At 64.7% G+C, this 19205-nt stretch carries 17 protein-coding genes; 7 read left to right on the top strand and 10 right to left on the bottom strand.

Features of this window, described 5'->3' with window-relative positions:
• Positions 1–3 precede the first annotated feature (3 nt).
• The 5 genes from purH to sfnG all read right to left on the bottom strand — a co-directional run bounded on the left by purH (position 4) and on the right by sfnG (position 5858).
• Positions 4–1557: a bifunctional phosphoribosylaminoimidazolecarboxamide formyltransferase/IMP cyclohydrolase gene (purH, locus tag RHO23_RS01180; RefSeq protein ID WP_423488571.1), complete on the bottom strand. Its 1554-nt coding sequence runs from the start codon at positions 1555–1557 to the stop codon at positions 4–6.
• Positions 1554–2252, bottom strand: coding sequence for a phosphoribosylglycinamide formyltransferase (gene purN, locus RHO23_RS01175; protein ID WP_423488570.1), 699 nt, complete (start codon positions 2250–2252; stop codon positions 1554–1556). The genes purH and purN overlap by 4 nt, the downstream gene beginning before the upstream one ends.
• Positions 2249–3580 (bottom strand): DUF6350 family protein, encoded by a 1332-nt coding sequence (locus tag RHO23_RS01170; RefSeq protein ID WP_423488569.1) that lies wholly within the window; start codon positions 3578–3580, stop codon positions 2249–2251. Before RHO23_RS01170 ends, purN begins: the two co-directional genes overlap by 4 nt.
• A gap of 27 nt (positions 3581–3607) precedes the next feature.
• Entirely contained in the window at positions 3608–4621 is a 1014-nt protein-coding gene (locus RHO23_RS01165; RefSeq protein WP_064407951.1) for a DUF5336 domain-containing protein, read from the bottom strand.
• A 115-nt stretch (positions 4622–4736) separates the two neighbouring features.
• Positions 4737–5858 (bottom strand): dimethylsulfone monooxygenase SfnG, encoded by a 1122-nt coding sequence (gene sfnG, locus RHO23_RS01160; protein WP_057963762.1) that lies wholly within the window; start codon positions 5856–5858, stop codon positions 4737–4739.
• A gap of 119 nt (positions 5859–5977) precedes the next feature.
• Between sfnG and RHO23_RS01155 the strand changes: the two genes are divergently transcribed.
• A complete protein-coding gene (locus RHO23_RS01155; protein ID WP_064407950.1) occupies positions 5978–6826 on the top strand; it encodes an LLM class F420-dependent oxidoreductase in 849 nt (282 codons plus the stop codon).
• On the opposite strand, the gene RHO23_RS01150 is transcribed toward RHO23_RS01155, so the two are convergent.
• The 3 genes from RHO23_RS01150 to sucC all read right to left on the bottom strand — a co-directional run bounded on the left by RHO23_RS01150 (position 6823) and on the right by sucC (position 9797).
• The gene (locus tag RHO23_RS01150; protein ID WP_064407949.1) at positions 6823–7425 is read right to left on the bottom strand and encodes a hypothetical protein; all 603 of its coding nucleotides are present in this window, start codon (positions 7423–7425) and stop codon (positions 6823–6825) included. The genes RHO23_RS01155 and RHO23_RS01150 overlap by 4 nt on opposite strands.
• A gap of 291 nt (positions 7426–7716) precedes the next feature.
• Positions 7717–8619, bottom strand: coding sequence for a succinate--CoA ligase subunit alpha (sucD, locus tag RHO23_RS01145; protein ID WP_030094508.1), 903 nt, complete (start codon positions 8617–8619; stop codon positions 7717–7719).
• A 14-nt stretch (positions 8620–8633) separates the two neighbouring features.
• Positions 8634–9797, bottom strand: a complete 1164-nt coding sequence (gene sucC, locus RHO23_RS01140; protein ID WP_030094507.1) for an ADP-forming succinate--CoA ligase subunit beta — start codon at positions 9795–9797, stop codon at positions 8634–8636.
• 422 nt (positions 9798–10219) lie between these two features.
• Between sucC and RHO23_RS01135 the strand changes: the two genes are divergently transcribed.
• Complete coding sequence (locus RHO23_RS01135; protein ID WP_057963759.1) at positions 10220–11266, top strand: M23 family metallopeptidase; 1047 nt, start codon at positions 10220–10222, stop codon at positions 11264–11266.
• Positions 11267–11323: 57 nt separating this feature from the next.
• Here RHO23_RS01135 and pcrA read toward each other — a convergent pair whose 3' ends face one another.
• The gene (pcrA, locus tag RHO23_RS01130) at positions 11324–13678 is read right to left on the bottom strand and encodes a DNA helicase PcrA (RefSeq protein ID WP_196327683.1); all 2355 of its coding nucleotides are present in this window, start codon (positions 13676–13678) and stop codon (positions 11324–11326) included.
• A gap of 361 nt (positions 13679–14039) precedes the next feature.
• Here pcrA and RHO23_RS01125 point away from each other — a divergent pair, with 361 nt between their 5' ends.
• The 3 genes from RHO23_RS01125 to pgi are packed head-to-tail and all read left to right on the top strand — an operon-like array spanning position 14040 to position 16893.
• Positions 14040–14330, top strand: coding sequence for a chorismate mutase (locus RHO23_RS01125; RefSeq protein WP_057963757.1), 291 nt, complete (start codon positions 14040–14042; stop codon positions 14328–14330).
• A 43-nt stretch (positions 14331–14373) separates the two neighbouring features.
• On the top strand, positions 14374–15213 hold the full coding sequence (locus tag RHO23_RS01120) for a hypothetical protein (RefSeq protein WP_064407948.1): 840 nt from the start codon (positions 14374–14376) through the stop codon (positions 15211–15213).
• A gap of 42 nt (positions 15214–15255) precedes the next feature.
• A complete protein-coding gene (pgi, locus tag RHO23_RS01115; RefSeq protein ID WP_423488568.1) occupies positions 15256–16893 on the top strand; it encodes a glucose-6-phosphate isomerase in 1638 nt (545 codons plus the stop codon).
• Here pgi and RHO23_RS01110 read toward each other — a convergent pair.
• Complete coding sequence (locus tag RHO23_RS01110; protein WP_046252724.1) at positions 16890–17399, bottom strand: helix-turn-helix domain-containing protein; 510 nt, start codon at positions 17397–17399, stop codon at positions 16890–16892. The two genes, pgi and RHO23_RS01110, sit on opposite strands and share 4 nt — an antisense overlap.
• 129 nt (positions 17400–17528) lie before the next feature.
• On the opposite strand from RHO23_RS01110, the gene RHO23_RS01105 reads away from it, so the two are divergent.
• Entirely contained in the window at positions 17529–18320 is a 792-nt protein-coding gene (locus tag RHO23_RS01105) for an aldolase (RefSeq protein ID WP_046252723.1), read from the top strand.
• Entirely contained in the window at positions 18317–19204 is an 888-nt protein-coding gene (locus RHO23_RS01100) for a dihydrodipicolinate synthase family protein (protein ID WP_423488567.1), read from the top strand. Before RHO23_RS01105 ends, RHO23_RS01100 begins: the two co-directional genes overlap by 4 nt.
• Position 19205 lies beyond the last annotated feature (1 nt).

The following is a 19205-nucleotide window of genomic DNA, read 5'->3' as shown; positions in this document are numbered from 1 at the left end:
GCCCTAATGGGCGAAGTGACGTGCTCCAGTGGTGTACAACGTGATTCCGGCAGCCTTAGCAGCATCGGTCACCAACTCGTCGCGCATGGAACCGCCCGGATGCACGATCGCTCGAACTCCGGCCTGCGTCAGCACCTCCAGGCCATCCGGGAACGGGAAGAAGGCGTCCGAGGCCGCTACCGCACCGGAGACGCGATCCCCGCCACGAGACACCGCCAGCTTGGCGGCGTCTACCCGGTTGACCTGTCCCATTCCGACACCGATGGTGGCACCGCCGGAGGCCACGACGATCGCGTTGGACTTGACGGCCCGCCCCACCTTCCAGGCAAACGCCAAGTCCGCCAACGTGTCCTCATCCACAGCGGTACCGGCCACCAATGTCCAGTTGGCCGGATCGTCACCCGCGGCGTCGAGCGCGTCGCGCTCCTGCACGAGCAGGCCACCGCTGATCTGTCGCCATTCGGTGTACCCGGACTGGGGCGGCGTCGCGCGCAGCAGACGCACGTTCTTCTTGCGGCTCAGCACCTCCACGGCGCCGTCCTCGTAACCCGGGGCCACAATCACCTCGGTGAAAATATCGGCGACCCGCTCGGCCATCTCCACGCTCACCTCGCGGTTGACCGCGATGACGCCGCCGAAGGCACTCAGTGGATCGCATTCGTGTGCCTTGAGATGCGCATCGGCGATCGAGATGTCCGATACCGCGATACCGCACGGATTGGCGTGCTTGATGATGGCGGCGCAGGCCTTGTCCTGGTCCCACGCGGCGCGCCAGGCAGCATCGGCATCCGTGTAGTTGTTGTACGACATCTCTTTTCCGTGCAGCTGCTCCGCCTGCGCCAGACCACGCCCCGCGGCACCGGTGTACAGGGCCGCCTGCTGGTGCGGGTTCTCCCCGTAACGCAGCACCGCCGAACGAGTCCACGTGCCGCCGATCCATGAGGGCAACTCGGCACCCTCGGGCTCCGCCACGGATGACAGCCAGCCGGCGACCGCCACGTCATACTCGGCGGTGTGTCGGAATGCCTTGGCTGCCAGAGTCTTCCGCGCCTCCAGGGTGAATCCCCCGGCATCGACCGCAGCCAGGACCGCACCGTATGAGGCGGGGTCCACGACCACCGCCACGCTCGGGTGGTTTTTGGCGGCGGCACGCACCATCGAGGGGCCACCGATGTCGATTTGTTCGACGCATTCGTCCTCGGAGGCGCCCGAGGCCACTGTGGCGGCGAACGGGTACAGGTTGACGACCACCAGCTCGAAGCCCTTGACGCCCAGCTCCTCGAGTTGGGTCAGGTGCTCCTCGCGGCGGGTGTCGGCCAAGACGCCGGCGTGCACATGCGGATGCAAGGTCTTCACCCGGCCATCCAGCACCTCCGGAAACCCGGTGACCTCTTCCACAGGTGTCACTGGAATTGACGCGGCAGCAATGGTTTTCGCGGTAGATCCGGTGGATACCAGTTCCACACCGGCGGCGTGCAGCCCGCTGGCGAGCTCTTCCAGTCCGGTCTTGTCGTAGACACTGATCAATGCCCGCTGTACGGGTCGCTGCGTACTCACTTGATGGAGGCCCTTCTTCCGTTCCAAATCAAACCTCTGGTGGCCACCGCGGCCAGCACATCTACCAGCAGCGTGCGTTCCACTACCTTGATACGTTCATGCAGGCTGGCCTCGTCGTCATCCCCGTGCACGGCGACAGCCTGCTGGGCAAGGATCGGCCCGGTGTCCATCCCGTCATCGACCAGATGCACCGTGCAACCGGTGACCTTGACCCCATGCGCCAGAGCGTCGGGGACGGCATGCGCGCCGGGGAACGACGGCAACAGCGCGGGATGGGTGTTAATGACCCGCCCCAAGAACTGCGAAAGAAACCGTGACCCAAGTATCTTCATGAATCCGGCCGAGACCACCAGATCGGGCCGGTGAGCGGCCGTGGCGTCGGTGATGGCGGCATCCCATTCTTCACGGGAGTCGTAGTCGGAGAGCCGCACGGTGTAGCTGGGCAGCTGCGCGCCGGTGGCGATATCGACGGCCGCGCATTGCCGGTCGGTGCCTACGGCGACGATCCGGGCCGGGAAGTCATTCGTAGCCGCGTCAAGCAGGGAGCGCAGCAGGCTTCCGGTGCCGGAGGCCAGGACCACGACGCGTGCCGGGGCAGATGGGGCGATCTCAACGGGCGACGTGGGCTCCGAAGAGCCACCCGCACGAGGAGAATCCGACACCGACACGCCGCTGAGCGTAGCCGGACTGGTCACTTGGCCTGTTCCGGAGGGTCGCTGGAGTCAGTCTCGGCTTGAGGTTGGGCCTGGGCCTCCGGGTCCGGTTCGGCCTCCACCTCCGGCTCGGATTCGGGTTCCGGCTCAGGCACCGGTTCGGGCTCTAGCTCCGTTTCCGGTTCCGGTTCGGGCTCCGACTCCGGCTCTGGCTCTGGCTCTGGCCGTGCCTTAGCCGGAAGACGAGTGGCTCCGCCCAGCATGAACACCGTCAACAGGCCGATGACCAGGAACCAGAAGAACACCCCAGGGCCGAACGTGCCCTGATCGATCCCCAGGCGTCCGAAGTTCCCCAGCTGCCCGCCGGCGAGCTTTCCGACGATCGCCAGGAATGTTGCCGCGAGCAATGCCGCCGCGACCACCTTGTGGATCGCCGTCGGCCACGGAACGGGTCGGCGCGCGCATTGCTGACCGACAGCCACCCCGGACACCGCACCGATGATCATCAGGGCCACCCACGCGGGACCAAGAGGTGGCGTGGGGACCGCTGCCAGGATCGGCACCGCCGGCAGCTGTCCACCGAAAACGGCGAACGCGCTAAAGGCCGCGGTACCCACGTTCGCGCTTGATCCGACCGCCAGTGCGCAGGCACCCAGAATGACGTTGGGCGCGTAGAGGATCGCCAACAGGGTCAGGCTCAGCTGACCCACAAAATCGTTGGTGACCGAGTACAGCTGGTCCATCGTCGCCCAGTGGACCACCAAAGAACCCGCGGTCACCGCCGCGGACAGTCCGAAGAGTGCGAGCACCCCGGCGACAGCGCCACGGACCGCGTCCATGGGCCATGACGGCAGCTGCAGGAGCGCCGCGAGCCGCCTGCCGACTCGCAGCAATACGCCGGCAATCGCACCGGCGGCGTGGACTCCCAGGACAGAACCGAATGCGCGCAAGGCATTCGGTGATTGCAGCTGCGTCAGCACCGTCGATGCGTCGTGAATGATCGCCAGCGATATCGCCGTCATCAAGAGCGGACCGGCCAGTGCCGAGGCGATCACCCACCGGATCACGTACCAGGAAGCTGTGGGTGCGATCGTCGAGGCGACCGTTCGGGCAACGCCCCAAACCATCGCCGCCGTCGGCAACAGCGGCAGCACCTCGATGACTCGCCCACCGATCGAGATGGGTACCAGGTGGGTGCCCAGCCACATGCTGGCCACCGCACCGAACGTCCCGGTCATGTCGCTGTTGGCAATTACCAACTGCACCAAGACGATTGCCGCAATGATGACCAACGCAACTGCTGACGGGCCAAAGGCAACCGTCAGCAGTGCGCGAGCCTGTGCGGGATTGGCGCGCGAGGTTTGATTCACGCGCCGATCACGGCAGTAAACACAGTCTTAATTGGAAGGACGCGAGGTGCCGAACAGATCGTCACCGCTGGCGGAGGACGAACCACTGCTAGCGCCCGCACCGCCCTGCTCGCCTCCGGGAGCCTGACCACTGGCACCACCGAAGGTCGGGTACTGCTGGGTCGGCTGCGAGGATCCGGCCTGCTGGGTCGGCTGCGCTGACGGCGGAGTGAAGCCGGAGCTGCTGAAGCCCTGCGGCGGGGTCGGGGGCGCAGACTGCGGCTGCTGCTGACCGTAGCCACCGTACGACGGCGGGGCGGCAGGCGCGGGCTGCTGCTGGCCGTATCCCTGAGCACCGGCCTGGCCGTAGCTCGGGGCGGGCTGCTGGCCGTAGCTCTGCTGCTGGCCGTACCCCTGAGCACCGGCCTGGCCGTAGCCCTGCCCCTGCTTGGGCAGTTGCTGCTGGGGCTGCTGCTGCGCCGGGGTGTAGTACTGGCTCTGCTGCGGCTGGTACTGGCTACCGAACGGATTGGTCGCGGGCGAAGCAGTCTTGGCCTTCACCACGCCGACCTCGCTGAGCAGGGCATAGACGGCGGCCGCGGCCTGCAGGCCGGACACCACGGCGAGCGTGATCAGGCCCCACCCGATACCGACCTCACCGAAGGCGGCCGCGAACGGATTGCCGAACAGACCGCCAAGGACAAAGAGGAATCCCACGATCGACAGGATGGCGACGGGCGCCTGCTTGTCGTCCTTGCCGGAGAGGAGCGAGACTCCCGCGGTCAGACCGGCGAGCAGTAGCGCGAACTGAGCGAAGCCGAAGACCGGCGACAGAGCCAGGAGGTCGAATCCGCCGAAGCTTCCCGACGTCCCCGAGCTGGCCTTCCCGGTGTAGAACGGCCCGAAGCCGGCAATGAAGCCGATCAGGCTCAGCACCAGGACACCACCGGGCAGGTAAACCCCTAGCGCGCCCGTGTTGGGCTCGGCCACAAAGGACGGGGTGCCGTACGGATTGGACGGCTGCGCGGGCTGGTATCCGGGCCCACCGGTCGAATACGTCATTACATCTCCTACATCACGGTTTCGGTCGTGGTCTCGGGGTGGATCGCCTCCACGCTACTGCACCGTTGCCCCGGCCGGGGCAAGGACAAGCCGAGACAAGGCCGAGGCACATCGGTTAGCTCAAAACCGGTACGCGATATTCGCTGTGGGTTTCCTGAGCATCGGCTGCCTCGATCTCGCGGACCAGTGGCAGCACCTTGGCGCCGAAGTATTCGATCTCCTCCTGGAAGTGCAGGAAGCCGCCCAGGATCAGGTCCACACCCCGGCGGCGGTAGGCGACGATCCGCTCAGCGATCTGTTCCGGGGTGCCGATGAGCTGGGTCCGGAATCCGTCGTTGTACTGCACCAGATCCTCGAACGAGGAGTCCGCCCACATGCCCTTCTTGTCGCCGGTGGCCGAGCCTGCCTGCTGAACGGCCGCACGGAAGCCCTCGACGGCGGGGCGATTGGCCTTCGCGACGATCTCCCGCAGGACCTCGCGCGCTTCGGCCTCGGTGTCTCTGGCGATGATGAAACCGTTGAGCCCGACGCTGACCTCGCGACCGACGGTGCGGGCGTGGTCGCGGACCTCCACGATCTGATCGGTGATGCCCGCGAAGTCCTTGCCGTTGGAGAAGTACCAGTCGGAGTAGAGGCCGCCGTTGCGCCGCGCGGCCGTGGAGTTGCCTCCCTGGAACAGCTCGGGCGTGTGAAGCGGCTTGGGCTTCAGCGTGAAGTCGTGGATCCGATAGAAATCGCCCCGGAAGTCGACGTCATCCTCGGTCCAGATCTTGCGCAGCACCTGGAGGAACTCGCCACTTCGGCGGTACCTCTCGTCGTGCTCCAGCCACGGTTCACCCAGGTGAGTGAACTCGTCCTTGAACCATCCGGAGACCACGTTGACGGCGAAGCGACCGCCGGAAAGGTGGTCGGCGGTTGCGCCCAGCTTGGCGAGCACGCCCGGCTGCCAGAGCCCGGGGTGGACGGCGGCGATCACCTTGAGGCGCTCGGTGGCCAGCAGCAGAGCAAGAGAGAAGCTGGTGGACTCGTGTTGGTATTCGGCGCCATAGCTGGCCTCATACCGCACCTGGGTGAGCGCGTACTCGAAGCCGTTGTTCTCGGCCGTGCGCGCCAAGGTGACGTTGTAGTCGTAACCCCAGTCGGTGCGCTGCTCGATGGTGCTGGTGACCAGGCCACCGCTGACATTGGGGACCCAGTACGCGAATTTGACGTGGTCAGATATCCGTTCGGTCGTCACGGAGTCATGCAAACAGCGAACCCCGCGGGCGGTCATCCGTCTTACTCACCGTGATCCGTTCCCCGCACCATTTGGGCCCCACCCTCGACAACAAAACTGGAACACGTTCTAATTGGTGGATGGACTACGGCCTCGTTCTGTTCACCAGTGACCGCGGCATCTCGCCGGACATCGCCGCCAAGGCCGCCGAGGACGGCGGGTTCAGCACCTTCTACGTGCCCGAGCACACGCACATCCCCGTTAAGCGCGAGGCCGCCCACCCCGGCACCGGCGGCGCGGAACTACCCGACGACCGCTACATGCGCACCCTGGACCCCTGGGTGTCCCTCGGCGCCGCGTGTGCGGTGACGACGAAGATCCGGCTCGCCACCGCAGTCGCGATCCCCGTCGAGCACGATCCCATCACCCTTGCCAAATCGATTGCCACCCTTGACCACATGAGCGGTGGCCGGGTCACCGTCGGTGTCGGATACGGCTGGAACACCGACGAGCTGGCCGACCACAACGTTCCCGCGGGGCGGCGCCGCACCATGCTGCGCGAGTACATCGAGGCAATGCGCAAGCTGTGGGAAAACGAAGAAGCCAGCTACTCAGGCGAATTCGTTAATTTCGGCCCCAGCTGGGCCTGGCCCAAGACTGTGCAGAAGCATGTGCCGGTGATCGTCGGCGCGGGCGGCACCGAGAAGAATTTCAAGTGGATCGCCAAGAATGCCGATGGCTGGATGTCCACCCCGCGCGACGAGGACATCACCGGCAAGATCGTGGCACTCAAGGCGGAATGGGCGGCGGCAGGCCGTGAAGGCGACCCGCTGATCTACGTACTGGCAGGCAAGCCGGACCCCGAACAACTCGCCGCCTGGCGCGAGCTGGGTGTCACCGAGGCGATCTTCGGGATGCCCGACCGCTCCGAGGAAGAAGTGCGGGCGTACATCGAGCGGTTGTCCGGGAAACTGGCCGCATTCGCCTAAGGCACCGAGAACGGCGGCAGCGCGGCGAACTTCTGCTCCACGCTGATGGTTGGTGTCACCCTTGCCACCCATCGCCGCAGGCGCGACAGTGGATGGTCAGGGAACCTGATGTCCCAACGTATTTCGTCGGCGATGTTGTACGGAATGCCCGGCTCCAGATCGGGTGCGTAGGGATGCGGCGGCCACATTTTCGACGACGGACCACCGGCCGCCAACAGCTCCTCGAGCACGGCCGCCTCGCGCACCCCGGTCACCGGCCCCTCCGCAAATGCCCCGCAGACCATCGCATACGAATGCGCGCGCGGAACAACTATCGAGGCCATGAAGGTGAGCCCCTGCTGGGCATCGGTTTTCGGAACCTTCACCACATAGAGCAGGCCGGGCAACGTATCGACGCCGACGATGTACGCCTCGATCACACCCGCACGGCGTTTGAGCACCGCCTCGACAAGCGCGCGGCGCACGGCGTTCAGATCGTCCAGTGGCACCGACAGGTAAGCGCCGCGCGAGTGGGAGACCCAGAACTGATCGCCCGTCGCCGGGTCGTACCAACCATCCTCACTCGGCACCAGTCCGGATGTGTCGAACGAGAGGTCCACGAATCGAGAAGATAGCCGCTGATCAGCGGTTCACAGGCAGCCTCATCCGATTGTTCATGCGTAAGTCACACAATCTCATTGAATGAAACCGAATATCGCCTGCCAGGAGATTCAGTGTCTTCAGAGGGGCGAATTACCCTGCCGCGGACCAAATTTCACCAAGGACAGGCCGAGCGCGAGCGCATACCGTACGCGGCGCCCAGGCCTGAATCAGCTGCACCAGGTATACGCTCGGCGAAACGACAAGGGCCCCAACCGGAAATCCGGTCGGGGCCCTTGCGTAAGAAGCCGTTACAGGCTCTGCAGGATCTCGCGAGCCAGCTTGGCGGTCTCGGACGGCGTCTTGCCGACCTTCACACCGGCGGCCTCAAGGGCCTCCTTCTTGGCCTGGGCGGTACCCGAGCTGCCGGACACGATGGCGCCGGCGTGCCCCATGGTCTTGCCCTCGGGGGCAGTGAAGCCCGCGACGTAGCCGACGACCGGCTTGGACACGTTGGCCTTGATGTAGTCGGCCGCGCGCTCCTCGGCGTCGCCACCGATCTCACCGATCATGACGATGATCTTGGTCTCCGGGTCCTTCTCGAACGCCTCGATGGCGTCGATGTGGGTGGTGCCGATGACCGGGTCGCCGCCGATGCCGATAGCGGTCGAGAAACCGAAATCGCGCAGCTCATACATCATCTGGTAGGTCAGGGTGCCGGACTTGGACACCAGACCGACCGGACCGGTGCCGGTGATGTTGTTGGGGGTGATACCCACCAGGGCCTCGCCGGGGGTAATGATGCCGGGGCAGTTGGGCCCGATGATGCGGGTCTTGTTGCCCTTCTCGACGTTGTAGGCCCACGCATATGCGCTGTCCTGCACCGGGATTCCCTCGGTGATGACAACCAGCAGCGGGATCTCGGCGTCGATGGCCTCAATGATCGCGTCCTTGGAGAACGCGGGCGGCACGAAGGCGATCGACACGTCGGCGCCGGTCTCCTTGATGGCCTCGGCCACACTGCCGAACACCGGCAGCTCGACATCGTTGCCGTCGGCGTCCTTGTGCGACACGGTGGTTCCGGCCTTGCGGGCGTTGACGCCACCCACGACCTGGGTACCGGCCTTGAGCATCAGCGCGGTGTGCTTGGTGCCCTCACCGCCGGTGATGCCCTGGACGATGACCTTGGATTCTTTGTTCAGGAAAATGGACATTGATTCAAGCTCCCTTACTTGCTCGCCAGCTCGGCGGCCTTGTCGGCACCGGCGTCCATGGTCTCGGCCTGGATAACCAGCGGATGATTGAACTCGGCCAGGATCGCCCGTCCTTCTTCGACCTTGTTGCCGTCGAGACGGACCACCAGCGGCTTGCTGGCCGTGTCACCGAGGGTCTTGAGGGCTCCGACGATGCCGTTGGCAACCGCATCGCATGCGGTGATGCCACCGAACACGTTCACGAAGACGCTCTTGACCTGCGAGTCGCCCAGGATGACGTCGAGACCGGCGGCCATCACCTCGGCCGAGGCGCCACCGCCGATGTCCAGGAAGTTGGCAGGCTTCACGCCGTTGTGGTTCTCACCGGCATAGGCGACCACGTCCAGGGTGGACATGACCAGACCCGCGCCGTTGCCGATGATGCCGACCTGGCCGTCAAGCTTGACGTAGTTGAGGTCGTGCTCCTTGGCCTTGAGCTCCAGCGGATCGGTGGCGTCCTTGTCCTCGAACTCGGCGTGGCCGGGCTGACGGAAGTCGGCGTTGCCGTCCAGGGTCACCTTGCCGTCCAGCGCCAGGATCTGGTTGTCGGGGGTGCGCACCAGCGGGTTGACCTCCACCAGGGTGGCGTCCTCACCGACGAACACTTCCCAGAGCTTCTGGATGGTCACCGCGGCGGAGTCCAGCACCTCGGCGGGCAGCTTGCCCTTCTCGGCGATCTCGCGCGCCAGAGCCAAGTCAACGCCCTTGACCGCGTCGACCGGCACCTTGGCCAGCGCGTCGGGGTTCTCCTCGGCGGTCACTTCGATTTCCACGCCACCCTCGACCGAGCACATAGCCAGGTAGGTGCGGTTAGCGCGATCCAGCAAGAAGGAGATGTAGTACTCCTCGGCGATATCGCTGGCCTCGGCGACGAGGATCTTCTTGACGATGTGGCCCTTGATGTCCAGGCCCAGGATGTTCTCTGCGTGAGTGAAAGCGTCATCAGGAGTGGCGGCGTACTTCACGCCACCGGCCTTGCCACGTCCACCGACCTTGACCTGTGCCTTGATCATCACTGGCTTGCCGATTTCCTCGGCGATCGCCTTGGCATCCTCGGCGGTGGTGGTAACCCGGCCCGGCGTCGTCGGCACGTTGTGCTTAGCGAACAGCTCCTTGGCCTGGTACTCGAATAAATCCATCTAGCTAGCCCATCTTCCTCGTCGAACGTCGGGTCGGCACTATTGCACTAGGGACTGTAGCCAAGGCCACAGCGAGGCCCCTCACTACTTCTGAGTAAGTGGCCGAATTCACCACCTGGTCACCCGCAGAATTCACCCGCTGGCCACCCGCTGGCAGGACTCGAACGCATCTGTAACCGGTTTCAGTTCGGTCACAAGGGGTCGCCATACGGCCGTGATCTGTGGTGAGGTAGCCCCGGCGAGATTCGGCAACGATGCCCGGGCTCGGGAGCCCTATCAGCGACTTCGTGACACAAGTCACATTTATATGCGTTTCCACGCATTGAGTTGCGACTCCCCTTGCCCAACCGTTACCTTCTCTTGGGTTAGATCACGTTTTGGTCACGCTAGGTCGTGACGCCGAACGGAAGACTGGCAGGGTTTTGACACAGCATCGAACGACACGCACGCGTGGTGGTCGGAGCACGGCACCGACCGAGAACGAGATCACCAACATCGTGCCGATCGACGAGTTCGGCCTGAGTGACGCGCTAGAGCGCCCAGAGCTCGAGGACTACGACGTCTACGAGGACGCCCCAGAAGAGGGCGCCGAGGCCGAGCAACAGACCGCTCTCGATCAGATCGAGCAGGACTGGGAAGAAGACACCGACGAGTCCGATCGGATTCGCGCCTCCATCGAGGCCACCGCGGACTGGTTCGCCGCCTCCGCGGCACGCACCAGAGACCCCCGTGACACTCCCACCGACAAGCTGCCCCGGATCAGCAGCGGAGGCGTGCACCGCCGCCGCGAAATTGGTCAGGTAGGCAAGACACGCATCGCCCTGGCGGCCATGGCCGCCGGTGCCGCTGCCGCCGCCGGATATACCGCGCTCAGCGAGCACGATGCCGCGACGGCCGCTGATCACCACAGCCTTGCGCTGGGTAGCTCCGCAGCGGTGATGGCCGCCCACGGACCGCAGTTAATCTCCGCTCCGCTGGCCACCGACGCCTCGGTCACCGATGAGCAGCTGGCGAAGGCCACCGCCTTCGCTTCCGAGCGGGCGGACCGCGAGAAGCGTCTGCTGGCTCCGCGCTTCGTGATGCCGACCAACGGAACCTTCACCTCCGGCTTCGGATACCGCTGGGGTGCGCTACACGGTGGCATCGATATCGCCAACAGCATCGGCACGCCGATCGTGGCCGCGGCCGACGGCGTCGTCATCGCGACGGGCCCGACCGCCGGTTACGGCGCCTGGGTCAAGATCCGCCACTCGGACGGCACCGTGACCCTGTACGGCCACATCAACACGTGGGAAGTATCGGTGGGTCAGCGCGTGATGGCGGGCGATCGCATCGCCACCATCGGTAACCGCGGTAACTCCACCGGCCCGCACCTGCATTTCGAAGTGCTACTGGGTGGTTCGCAGCGCATCGACCCGCAGGGCTGGCTGGCCAACAAGGGCATCACCTTCAGCCGCTTCGGCGACTGATACACAGCTTTCAACACCGGGTGTGAGCATCGAGGCTCACGCCCGGTGTTTTTTGTTCTAGAGCTTCTGGACGGGCGCGAAGTTGTGCATCAGCTTCACACGTCCGTCACTGCCGAAGTCGATAAGCGATGTGGCACTCTCGCCGACACCGGTGACCTCCATGACCTTGCCCAGCCCATACTTGTCATGACTCACGCGATCGCCGGGCTCCAGCACCAGCAGCGGCTTGGTGCGCTTCTTGGAGGGAGCGCCCAACGAACCGCCGCCACCGCCAAATCCTCCGCGCGATCCGCTGGACCCGTAGCCACCGCCGCCGTAGCTTCCGGAGCCCGTCGCGATACGGCCAGGCAGCGGGTCGGTGCGCCGCCAGTCGATCAGGTCTTGTGGAATCTCTTGCAGGAAGCGCGATTCCGGGTTCATCATGGGCTGCCCCCACGATGAACGCACCTTGGCCCGGCTCAGATACAGACGCTGGCGGGCGCGCGTGATCCCGACGTAGGCAAGCCTGCGTTCCTCGGCCAGCTCCACAGGATCTCCCAGGGCACGCATGTGCGGGAACATGCCGTCTTCCCAGCCGGTCACGAAGACCACCGGGAACTCCAGCCCCTTGGCCGTGTGCAGGGTCATCATCGTGACCACACCGGCGGTGGATTCGGGCAGCTCGTCGGCATCGGCCACCAGCGATACCCGTTCCAGGAACGCCTCCAGGCTTCCCGGGGGCGCGCCGACATCCTCGTCGTCGACCGGCAGATCCTCACCGGCCGCCTGGGCGTTGGCCGCATCAGCACTGAATTCGTGTGCAACACTGACCAATTCATTGAGGTTGTCGAGTCGCGCCAACTCTTGCGGGTCGCTGCTGTTCTCCAACTCATATCGATATCCGGTGTGGTTGAGCACGGCGTCAACCACATCGCCGATATCGGGCAATGCCCCCGGGTCAGTGCGTAACGTGGCGCGAATCTCGTCGAGCATGTCCATGAAGGCGGCAATTGCCTTCTCGGAGCGAGAGTTCAGCATCGCAACCTTGCCTGCCGCGGCGTCTGCGAGCGCTTCTCCGAAACCAATGCCCGCGGTTTCGGCGTGCACGGCCACGCACGCCTCGGCCCGGTCACCGATACCCCGGCGCGGGGTATTGAGGATTCTCCGCAGGCTCACCGCATCACCCGGATTGGTCAGCACTCGTAGGTACGCGACGATGTCGCGGATTTCCTTACGCTCGTAGAACCGCACTCCCCCAACGACTTTGTACGGAATGCCGGTTCGAATGAAAATCTCTTCAAGCGACCGGGAGTTGTTGTTGGTGCGATAGAACACCGCGACGTCGCCGTAGTTGGCGTCGCTGCGATCGAAAAGTCCGTCGATCTCCCGGGCGATGAACGACGCCTCGTCGTGTTCGTTGTCCGCGACGTAGCCCACGATCAGCTCGCCCTCACCCGAATCAGTCCACAACCGCTTCTCTCTGCGGTTGGTGTTCTTGGCGATAACAGCGTTGGCGGCACTCAATATGTTCTGCGTGGATCGATAGTTCTGTTCCAGCAGAATGGTTTTCGCGTTGGGGTAGTCGCGCTCGAATTCCTCGATGTTGCGAATCGTGGCACCGCGGAACGCGTAGATGGACTGGTCGGCGTCGCCCACCACGCACAGCTCCGCCGGTTCCGGGCTGTCCGGATCAACCGTGCGGTCCACGTGAGCACCCACTAGTTCGCGGACCAACACGTACTGGGCATGGTTGGTGTCCTGGTACTCGTCAACCAGGATGTGCCGGAACTTGCGGCGGTAGAACTGCGCGATCTGCGGGAACTGCTGCAGCACGGCCACGGTTTCACCGATGAGGTCGTCGAAGTCCAGGGCATTGGCCGCACGCAGGCGCCGCTGATATTCGCCGTACACGTCGGCGACGATTCGGCGCAGCTCACCGGCATCGTCGTCGATGCTGAGGTTGGCCACCGCCTGCTCCGGTGAGATGAGCTCGTTCTTCAGGTTGGAGATGGCGGTGGCCAGCAGCCGTGGTGAGTAGCGCTTGATGTCCAGGCTCATATCGCGCCCGATCATCTGCAGCAGTCGCCGGGAGTCATCGGAGTCGTAGATCGAGAAGTTGGAGTTCAGTCCGGGCAGCAGAGAAGCCTGGTTCCGCAGGATGCGCACGCAACTGGAGTGGAAGGTCGAGACCCACATGGAGTTGGCACGTCGGCCCACGAGGTTCGCCACGCGCTCGCGCATCTCGGCGGCGGCCTTGTTGGTGAAGGTGATGGCCAGGATCTGACCTGGGCTCACGTCGCGCTCGGCCAGGAGGTAAGCGATGCGACGGGTCAACACCGCGGTCTTCCCGGACCCGGCGCCGGCGACGATCAGCAGCGGCGACCCCTGGTGTGCGACGGCGGCCCGCTGCTGCGGGTTCAGGCCGTCGAGCAAGGCGTCGCTGTGCGAGCTCGAGTCGCTGGGCATGTCGAAGAGCGCGGGCTCGGGAAGGGCCGATGAACCGCTGGAGCGAAGAGAATCAGGTGTAGCCATGACCGATCTAACTTACCGCTGACGAGGGACAATCTTGGCCTGATGCTCTTCGCATCGGCGTTCGTCGCATGTCAGCTACACTCTTTGATGTGCTTGACCACCACGAGCGATTTTTTTACGGGTACCGGACTCCGGTGCCCGTGGTCTAGCCGATTCACGAGCCCCGCAGTCCGCTACCGGACTACGGGGCTCCTCTCTTGTGAGGCCGGATTCCGGGGCGGCATTGCGGATCGAACCGCTCCAAGAGAAAGTGTGAGACAGAATGACTACTCAAATGACCGAGAACGCCGCCAACAACGCTGCCGAGTCCGTGCCGGACATCGATGAGCTGCGCAAGGAGATCGACCGGCTCGACGCGGAGATCCTCGCCGCGATCAAGCGCCGCACCGAGGTCTCCCGCGAAATCGGCAAGGCCCGGATGGCGTCGGGTGGCCCGCGCCTTGTGCACAGCCGCGAGATGAAGGTTCTTGAGCGCTTCAGCGAACTGGGCCAGGAAGGCCATACTCTGGCCATGCTGCTGCTGCGTCTGGGTCGCGGCAGATTGGGACACTGATCCGGCGCATCCCGGCGGGGATCGGCGATGAGGGAGGGATCCGTTGAGCGACCAAGACAAGGGTGCGGGCAAGCCTGATGCCGCGGACGACGTCGCCGCGGACAAGCCCATCCCAGAGGACGGCACGACCGGGGATGCAGACCGTGAGCCGGTGGACTATGAGCTGGAGGCGGCCGTGGCCGCCGAGCGAACGCCCACGCGCCGGTTCGTCGCCAGGCATGCCACCAAGATTGTCATCGGGGTACTGGCGGTCTGCCTTGCCGCGGTGACGGCGGTTGCGGCGGGCCTCTGGGTCGAGAACAACCGGACCATCGAGGACACGCCCCAGTCTCGGCCGACCGTCAAGCTCGGTGTCCCTCTGGTGAACCCTGCGGCGCCCAGCACTAGCACGACGACGACCACGACGAAGTCGCGGACCCGCATGAGCAGCGTCACCACCAGTTCCCCCAGCACGTCTACCAGCGGCGCAGCCTCTAGCTCTGCCACGACGACCACTGCCACCGCCACGACGAGCACGGGGACGGCCACCACCAGCATCTCGGTACCGGGCCCCACCACGTCGTCGGTGCCGCGCGAGGGCACCAAGGAGGAGGAGCGTGAGCTGACGAACGTCCTCAAGGCGTTCTATGCCGCGCTGGGCGCCAAGGATCTCGACGTGCTCAACGCCCTGTCCTGCGTGAAGATCACCGACGAGGACCTCCAAGGCCAGCCCGATGATCTGAAGATCAACGTGGACAAGGTGGAAAAGACGGTCGTGAACGGCGATACCGCCTCCTCTCGGGTGACCATTACCGCGTCGGCTGGCGGGAAGACCGAGACCAAGACCGGTATCGCCGGGTTCGCCCGGATCAGCAGTCGATGGGTGACCTGCGCCAACCAGTAGGCAGCACTGCGCCGTCCCAGCCCCACTACTAGGCTCGGTCGCATGACACTCGCAGCGGCGTGGCAGGCACTGGAAACTCATCACAAGCAGATCGCCTCCACCCACCTTCGAGAGTTCTTCGCCGACGACCCGACCCGGGGAAGCGACCTGACCGTGACGGTCGGTGACCTGTACATCGATTACAGCAAGCACCGCCTGACTCGCGAAACCCTTGCACTGTTAGTCGATTTGGCCAAAGCGGCCGATCTCGAGGGGCGCCGCGATGCGATGTTCGCCGGTGCGCATATCAACACTTCCGAGGACCGCGCGGTCCTGCACACGGCGCTGCGCCTGCCGCGCGACGCGCAGCTGGTGGTCGACGGGCAGGACGTTGTCGCCGATGTACATCAGGTGCTCGATGCCATGGGCGACTTCACCGACCGGGTGCGCAGCGGCGAGTGGGCCGGGGCTACCGGGCAGCGCATCACCGCCGTCGTCAACATCGGGATCGGCGGTTCGGACCTGGGGCCGGTGATGGTCTACCAGGCACTGCGACACTATGCCGACGCCGGAATCTCGGCGCACTTCGTCTCCAATGTCGACCCCGCGGACCTGGTGGCCACACTCGCCGGCCTGGACCCGGCGACAACGCTGTTCATCGTTGCCTCGAAGACGTTCTCGACGCTGGAGACGCTCACCAACGCGACGGCGGCACGGCGCTGGCTCGTGGACGCACTCGGTGAGGATGCCGTCTCCAAGCACTTCGTGGCCGTCTCCACCAATGCGAAGCTGGTGTCGGAGTTCGGAATCGACACCGCGAACATGTTCGGCTTCTGGGATTGGGTCGGCGGCCGCTACTCGGTGGACTCGGCGATCGGCCTGTCCGTCATGGCGGTGATCGGGCGTGAGGCATTCGGTGAATTCCTGGCCGGGTTCCATACCGTTGACGAGCACTTCCGCACCGCACCCCTGACGGAGAATGCGCCGGCGCTGCTGGGCCTCATCGGTCTGTGGTACTCGAATTTCTTTGGCGCACAGTCGCGTGGAGTGCTTCCCTACTCGAACGACCTGGCACGCTTCGCGGCCTACCTGCAGCAACTGACCATGGAATCCAATGGCAAGTCGGTGAAGGCCGATGGCGCGCCCGTGACCGTCGATACCGGCGACATCTATTGGGGTGAGCCCGGAACCAACGGTCAGCATGCCTTCTACCAACTGCTGCACCAGGGCACCCGGTTGATTCCGGCCGACTTCATCGGCTTCAGCGAGCCCACCGACGATCTGCCCACCGCCGACGGCACAGGCAGCATGCACGACCTGCTGATGAGCAACTTCTTCGCGCAGACGCAGGTGCTGGCCTTCGGCAAGACCGCCGAGGAGATCGCCGCCGAAGGCACCGCGCCTCATGTCGTACCTCACAAGGTGATGCCCGGAAACCGGCCCAGCACAACCATTCTCGCCAACAAGCTGACCCCCTCGACCGTAGGACAGCTGATCGCGCTCTACGAGCACGAGGTGTTCACCGCGGGGACGGTCTGGGGTATCGACTCCTTTGACCAGTGGGGTGTGGAGCTGGGCAAGAAGCAGGCCATCGCCCTGCTGCCGGTCATCACCGAAGACGCATCCCCGGCCCAGCAGACCGACAGCTCCACCGACGCGCTGGTGCGCTACTACCGCGAGGCGCGGGGCCGCACGCGCTAGGTTGCGGCGACGATGACCACCAGCGCCTGCGTCTTGGATATGCGGCGGATCCGGTGGGTCCGGGTGGCGTCGAGGTAGGCGCTGTCCCCTTCGTCGAGGACATAACTGACGTCCTCACACTGCAACTCGATCGACCCGCGGTGCACGAATACGAACTCCTGCCCCTCGTGGGAGGACCTGTGTTCGGCAAACTCCGTGGACGGGCTGGCCAGGAACGGCGTCATGATCTTGCCGAGCATCTCGGTGCTCAGTGCGTGGAACTTGCTGTCATCCCATTCATCGGCGCCGCGATCCACCACCACGCGGGACTCATGGGCGTCGTTGGTGAACAGCCGGCTGACGTCGACCTCAAGCGCCTGAGCGATGCGTATCGCAACGGATACCGATGGCGTGCTGTGCTCTCGCTCAACCTTCGATAGGTAGCTCTTGGTCAGACCGGTGCGGTTGCCCAGCTCTTCCAAGGTCAGGCCGCGTTCCCGGCGCAGCGCACGAACCAGCGATGTCATGGGGCCAGTGTGACACGAAGGTTCCTATTCGCCACCGATGACAAACCCGATACAACACTGTTGACCATATGACACTTTGTGTCATATGGTGGTGGTCGAACAGCCCGAGACCAGAAAGGAGCACGGAAAATGGCCACCACACTTCAGGACACCAAGTCGGCTCTGATGAATCGCGCCGAGCGCAGCATGGAGACGCACTTCTCCGACTCGGAATGGACCACACGACAGAAGGTCGCACTCACCTGCCGCGCACTGTTCGATCGGGGGCATGATTCCGGCCTCGCCGGACAGATCACCGCACGCGCCGAAGAACCCGGCACCTTCTACACCCAGCGGCTCGGACTTGGATTCGACGAAATCACCGAGGAGAACCTGTTACTGGTCGACGAGGATCTCAACGTTCTCGAAGGCTCGGGAATGGCCAACCCCGCCAACCGTTTCCATAGCTGGATCTACCGGGCCCGCCCCGACGTGCAGTGCATCGTGCACACTCACCCGTTCCATGTCGCGGCGCTGTCCATGCTGGAGACACCGCTGGTGGTGTCGCAGATGGATATCGCCCCACTGTATGACGACTGCGCCTTCCTGCCCGACTGGCCGGGCGTGCCCGTCGGAAACGAAGAGGGCGAGATCATCTCGGCCGCGCTGGGAGACAAGAAGGCGATACTGCTCGCCCACCACGGCCATGTTGTCGCCGGCGCCTCCGTCGAAGAATCCTGCTCGCTGGCAGTGCTGATCGAGAGGGGAGCAAAGCTGCAGCTCGCCGCCATGGCAGCGGGAACCATTGCCCCGCTGCCCGACCGGCTGGCCCGCGAGGCGCACGACTGGACGCTCACCCCCCGGCGCAGCATTGCCAACTTCGCCTACTACGCCCGCACCGCGCTCGCCAATCACCCTGCGACCCTGAGGAAGACCGCATGACATCCACGCCACAGTTTCACGGAATCATCGCCTACCCCGTCACCCCCTTCTTCCCCGATGACACCGTGGACACCGATCGGCTCGCCGAACTGGTGTCCCGGCTCGTCGAGGACGGGGTCCACGCCGTCGCGCCATTGGGCAGCACCGGCGAATCCGCCTATCTCGAGGAGCGCGAATTCGACTCCGTGGTCGACACCACCGTCGCCGCCGTCAACAAGAGGGTGCCCGTCATCGTCGGCGCCTCGGATCTGACTACCGCCAACACCATTCGGCGGGCCCGGCATGCCCAGCAGGCCGGGGCCGATGCGGTGATGGTGCTACCGGTCTCGTACTGGAAGCTCAGCGACCGCGAGATCGCACAGCACTACGCCTCCGTGGCGGCGGCCATCGATATTCCGGTAATGGCCTACAACAACCCCGCCACCAGCGGCGTGGACATGAGGCCCGAGCTCTTGGTCTCGATGTTCCGCGACATCGACAACTTCACCATGGTCAAGGAGTCGACGGGCGACCTCAACCGAATGCTCGGCATTCAACGCCTCAGCGACGGACAGCTGCCCTTCTACAACGGCAGCAACCCACTGGTGCTCGACGCTCTCAACGCGGGCGCTTCCGGATGGTGCACCGCTGCACCGTGTCTGACACCGCAGCCGTGTCTGGATCTCTACGAGGCGGTACGCGCCGGGCGCCATGATGACGCCGCATCGATCTACAAGGGACTCAAGCCGCTGCTGCAGTTCATCGTCGCGGGCGGCTTGCCGACAACCGTCAAAGCCGGATTGGAACTGCAGGGGCGCGCCGTCGGCAATCCGAGACGCCCGCTACTGCCGCTGGATTCCGAGGGTCGCGAGACGTTGAAGGGCATCCTGGCGTCGACTTCTTAAT

This window comes from Mycobacteroides sp. PCS013, from assembly GCF_049532645.1.
In the GTDB taxonomy this organism is placed as follows: domain Bacteria; phylum Actinomycetota; class Actinomycetes; order Mycobacteriales; family Mycobacteriaceae; genus Mycobacterium; species Mycobacterium gwanakae.
The sequence above is the reverse complement of the archived record's forward strand: the minus strand, read 5'-3'. Positions and strand labels throughout refer to the sequence as shown.

What these genes read in the sequence shown, in the direction of transcription:
- RHO23_RS01105 (WP_046252723.1), top strand. Translation starts at nt 17,529, where the DNA reads ATGGCCACCACACTTCAGGACACCAAGTCGGCTCTGATGAATCGCGCC.
- sucC (WP_030094507.1), bottom strand. Translation starts at nt 9,797, where the DNA reads ATGGATTTATTCGAGTACCAGGCCAAGGAGCTGTTCGCTAAGCACAAC.
- RHO23_RS01155 (WP_064407950.1), top strand. Translation starts at nt 5,978, where the DNA reads ATGGACTACGGCCTCGTTCTGTTCACCAGTGACCGCGGCATCTCGCCG.
- pgi (WP_423488568.1), top strand. Translation starts at nt 15,256, where the DNA reads ATGACACTCGCAGCGGCGTGGCAGGCACTGGAAACTCATCACAAGCAG.
- RHO23_RS01165 (WP_064407951.1), bottom strand. Translation starts at nt 4,621, where the DNA reads ATGACGTATTCGACCGGTGGGCCCGGATACCAGCCCGCGCAGCCGTCC.
- RHO23_RS01100 (WP_423488567.1), top strand. Translation starts at nt 18,317, where the DNA reads ATGACATCCACGCCACAGTTTCACGGAATCATCGCCTACCCCGTCACC.
- RHO23_RS01125 (WP_057963757.1), top strand. Translation starts at nt 14,040, where the DNA reads ATGACTACTCAAATGACCGAGAACGCCGCCAACAACGCTGCCGAGTCC.
- sucD (WP_030094508.1), bottom strand. Translation starts at nt 8,619, where the DNA reads ATGTCCATTTTCCTGAACAAAGAATCCAAGGTCATCGTCCAGGGCATC.
- RHO23_RS01110 (WP_046252724.1), bottom strand. Translation starts at nt 17,399, where the DNA reads ATGACATCGCTGGTTCGTGCGCTGCGCCGGGAACGCGGCCTGACCTTG.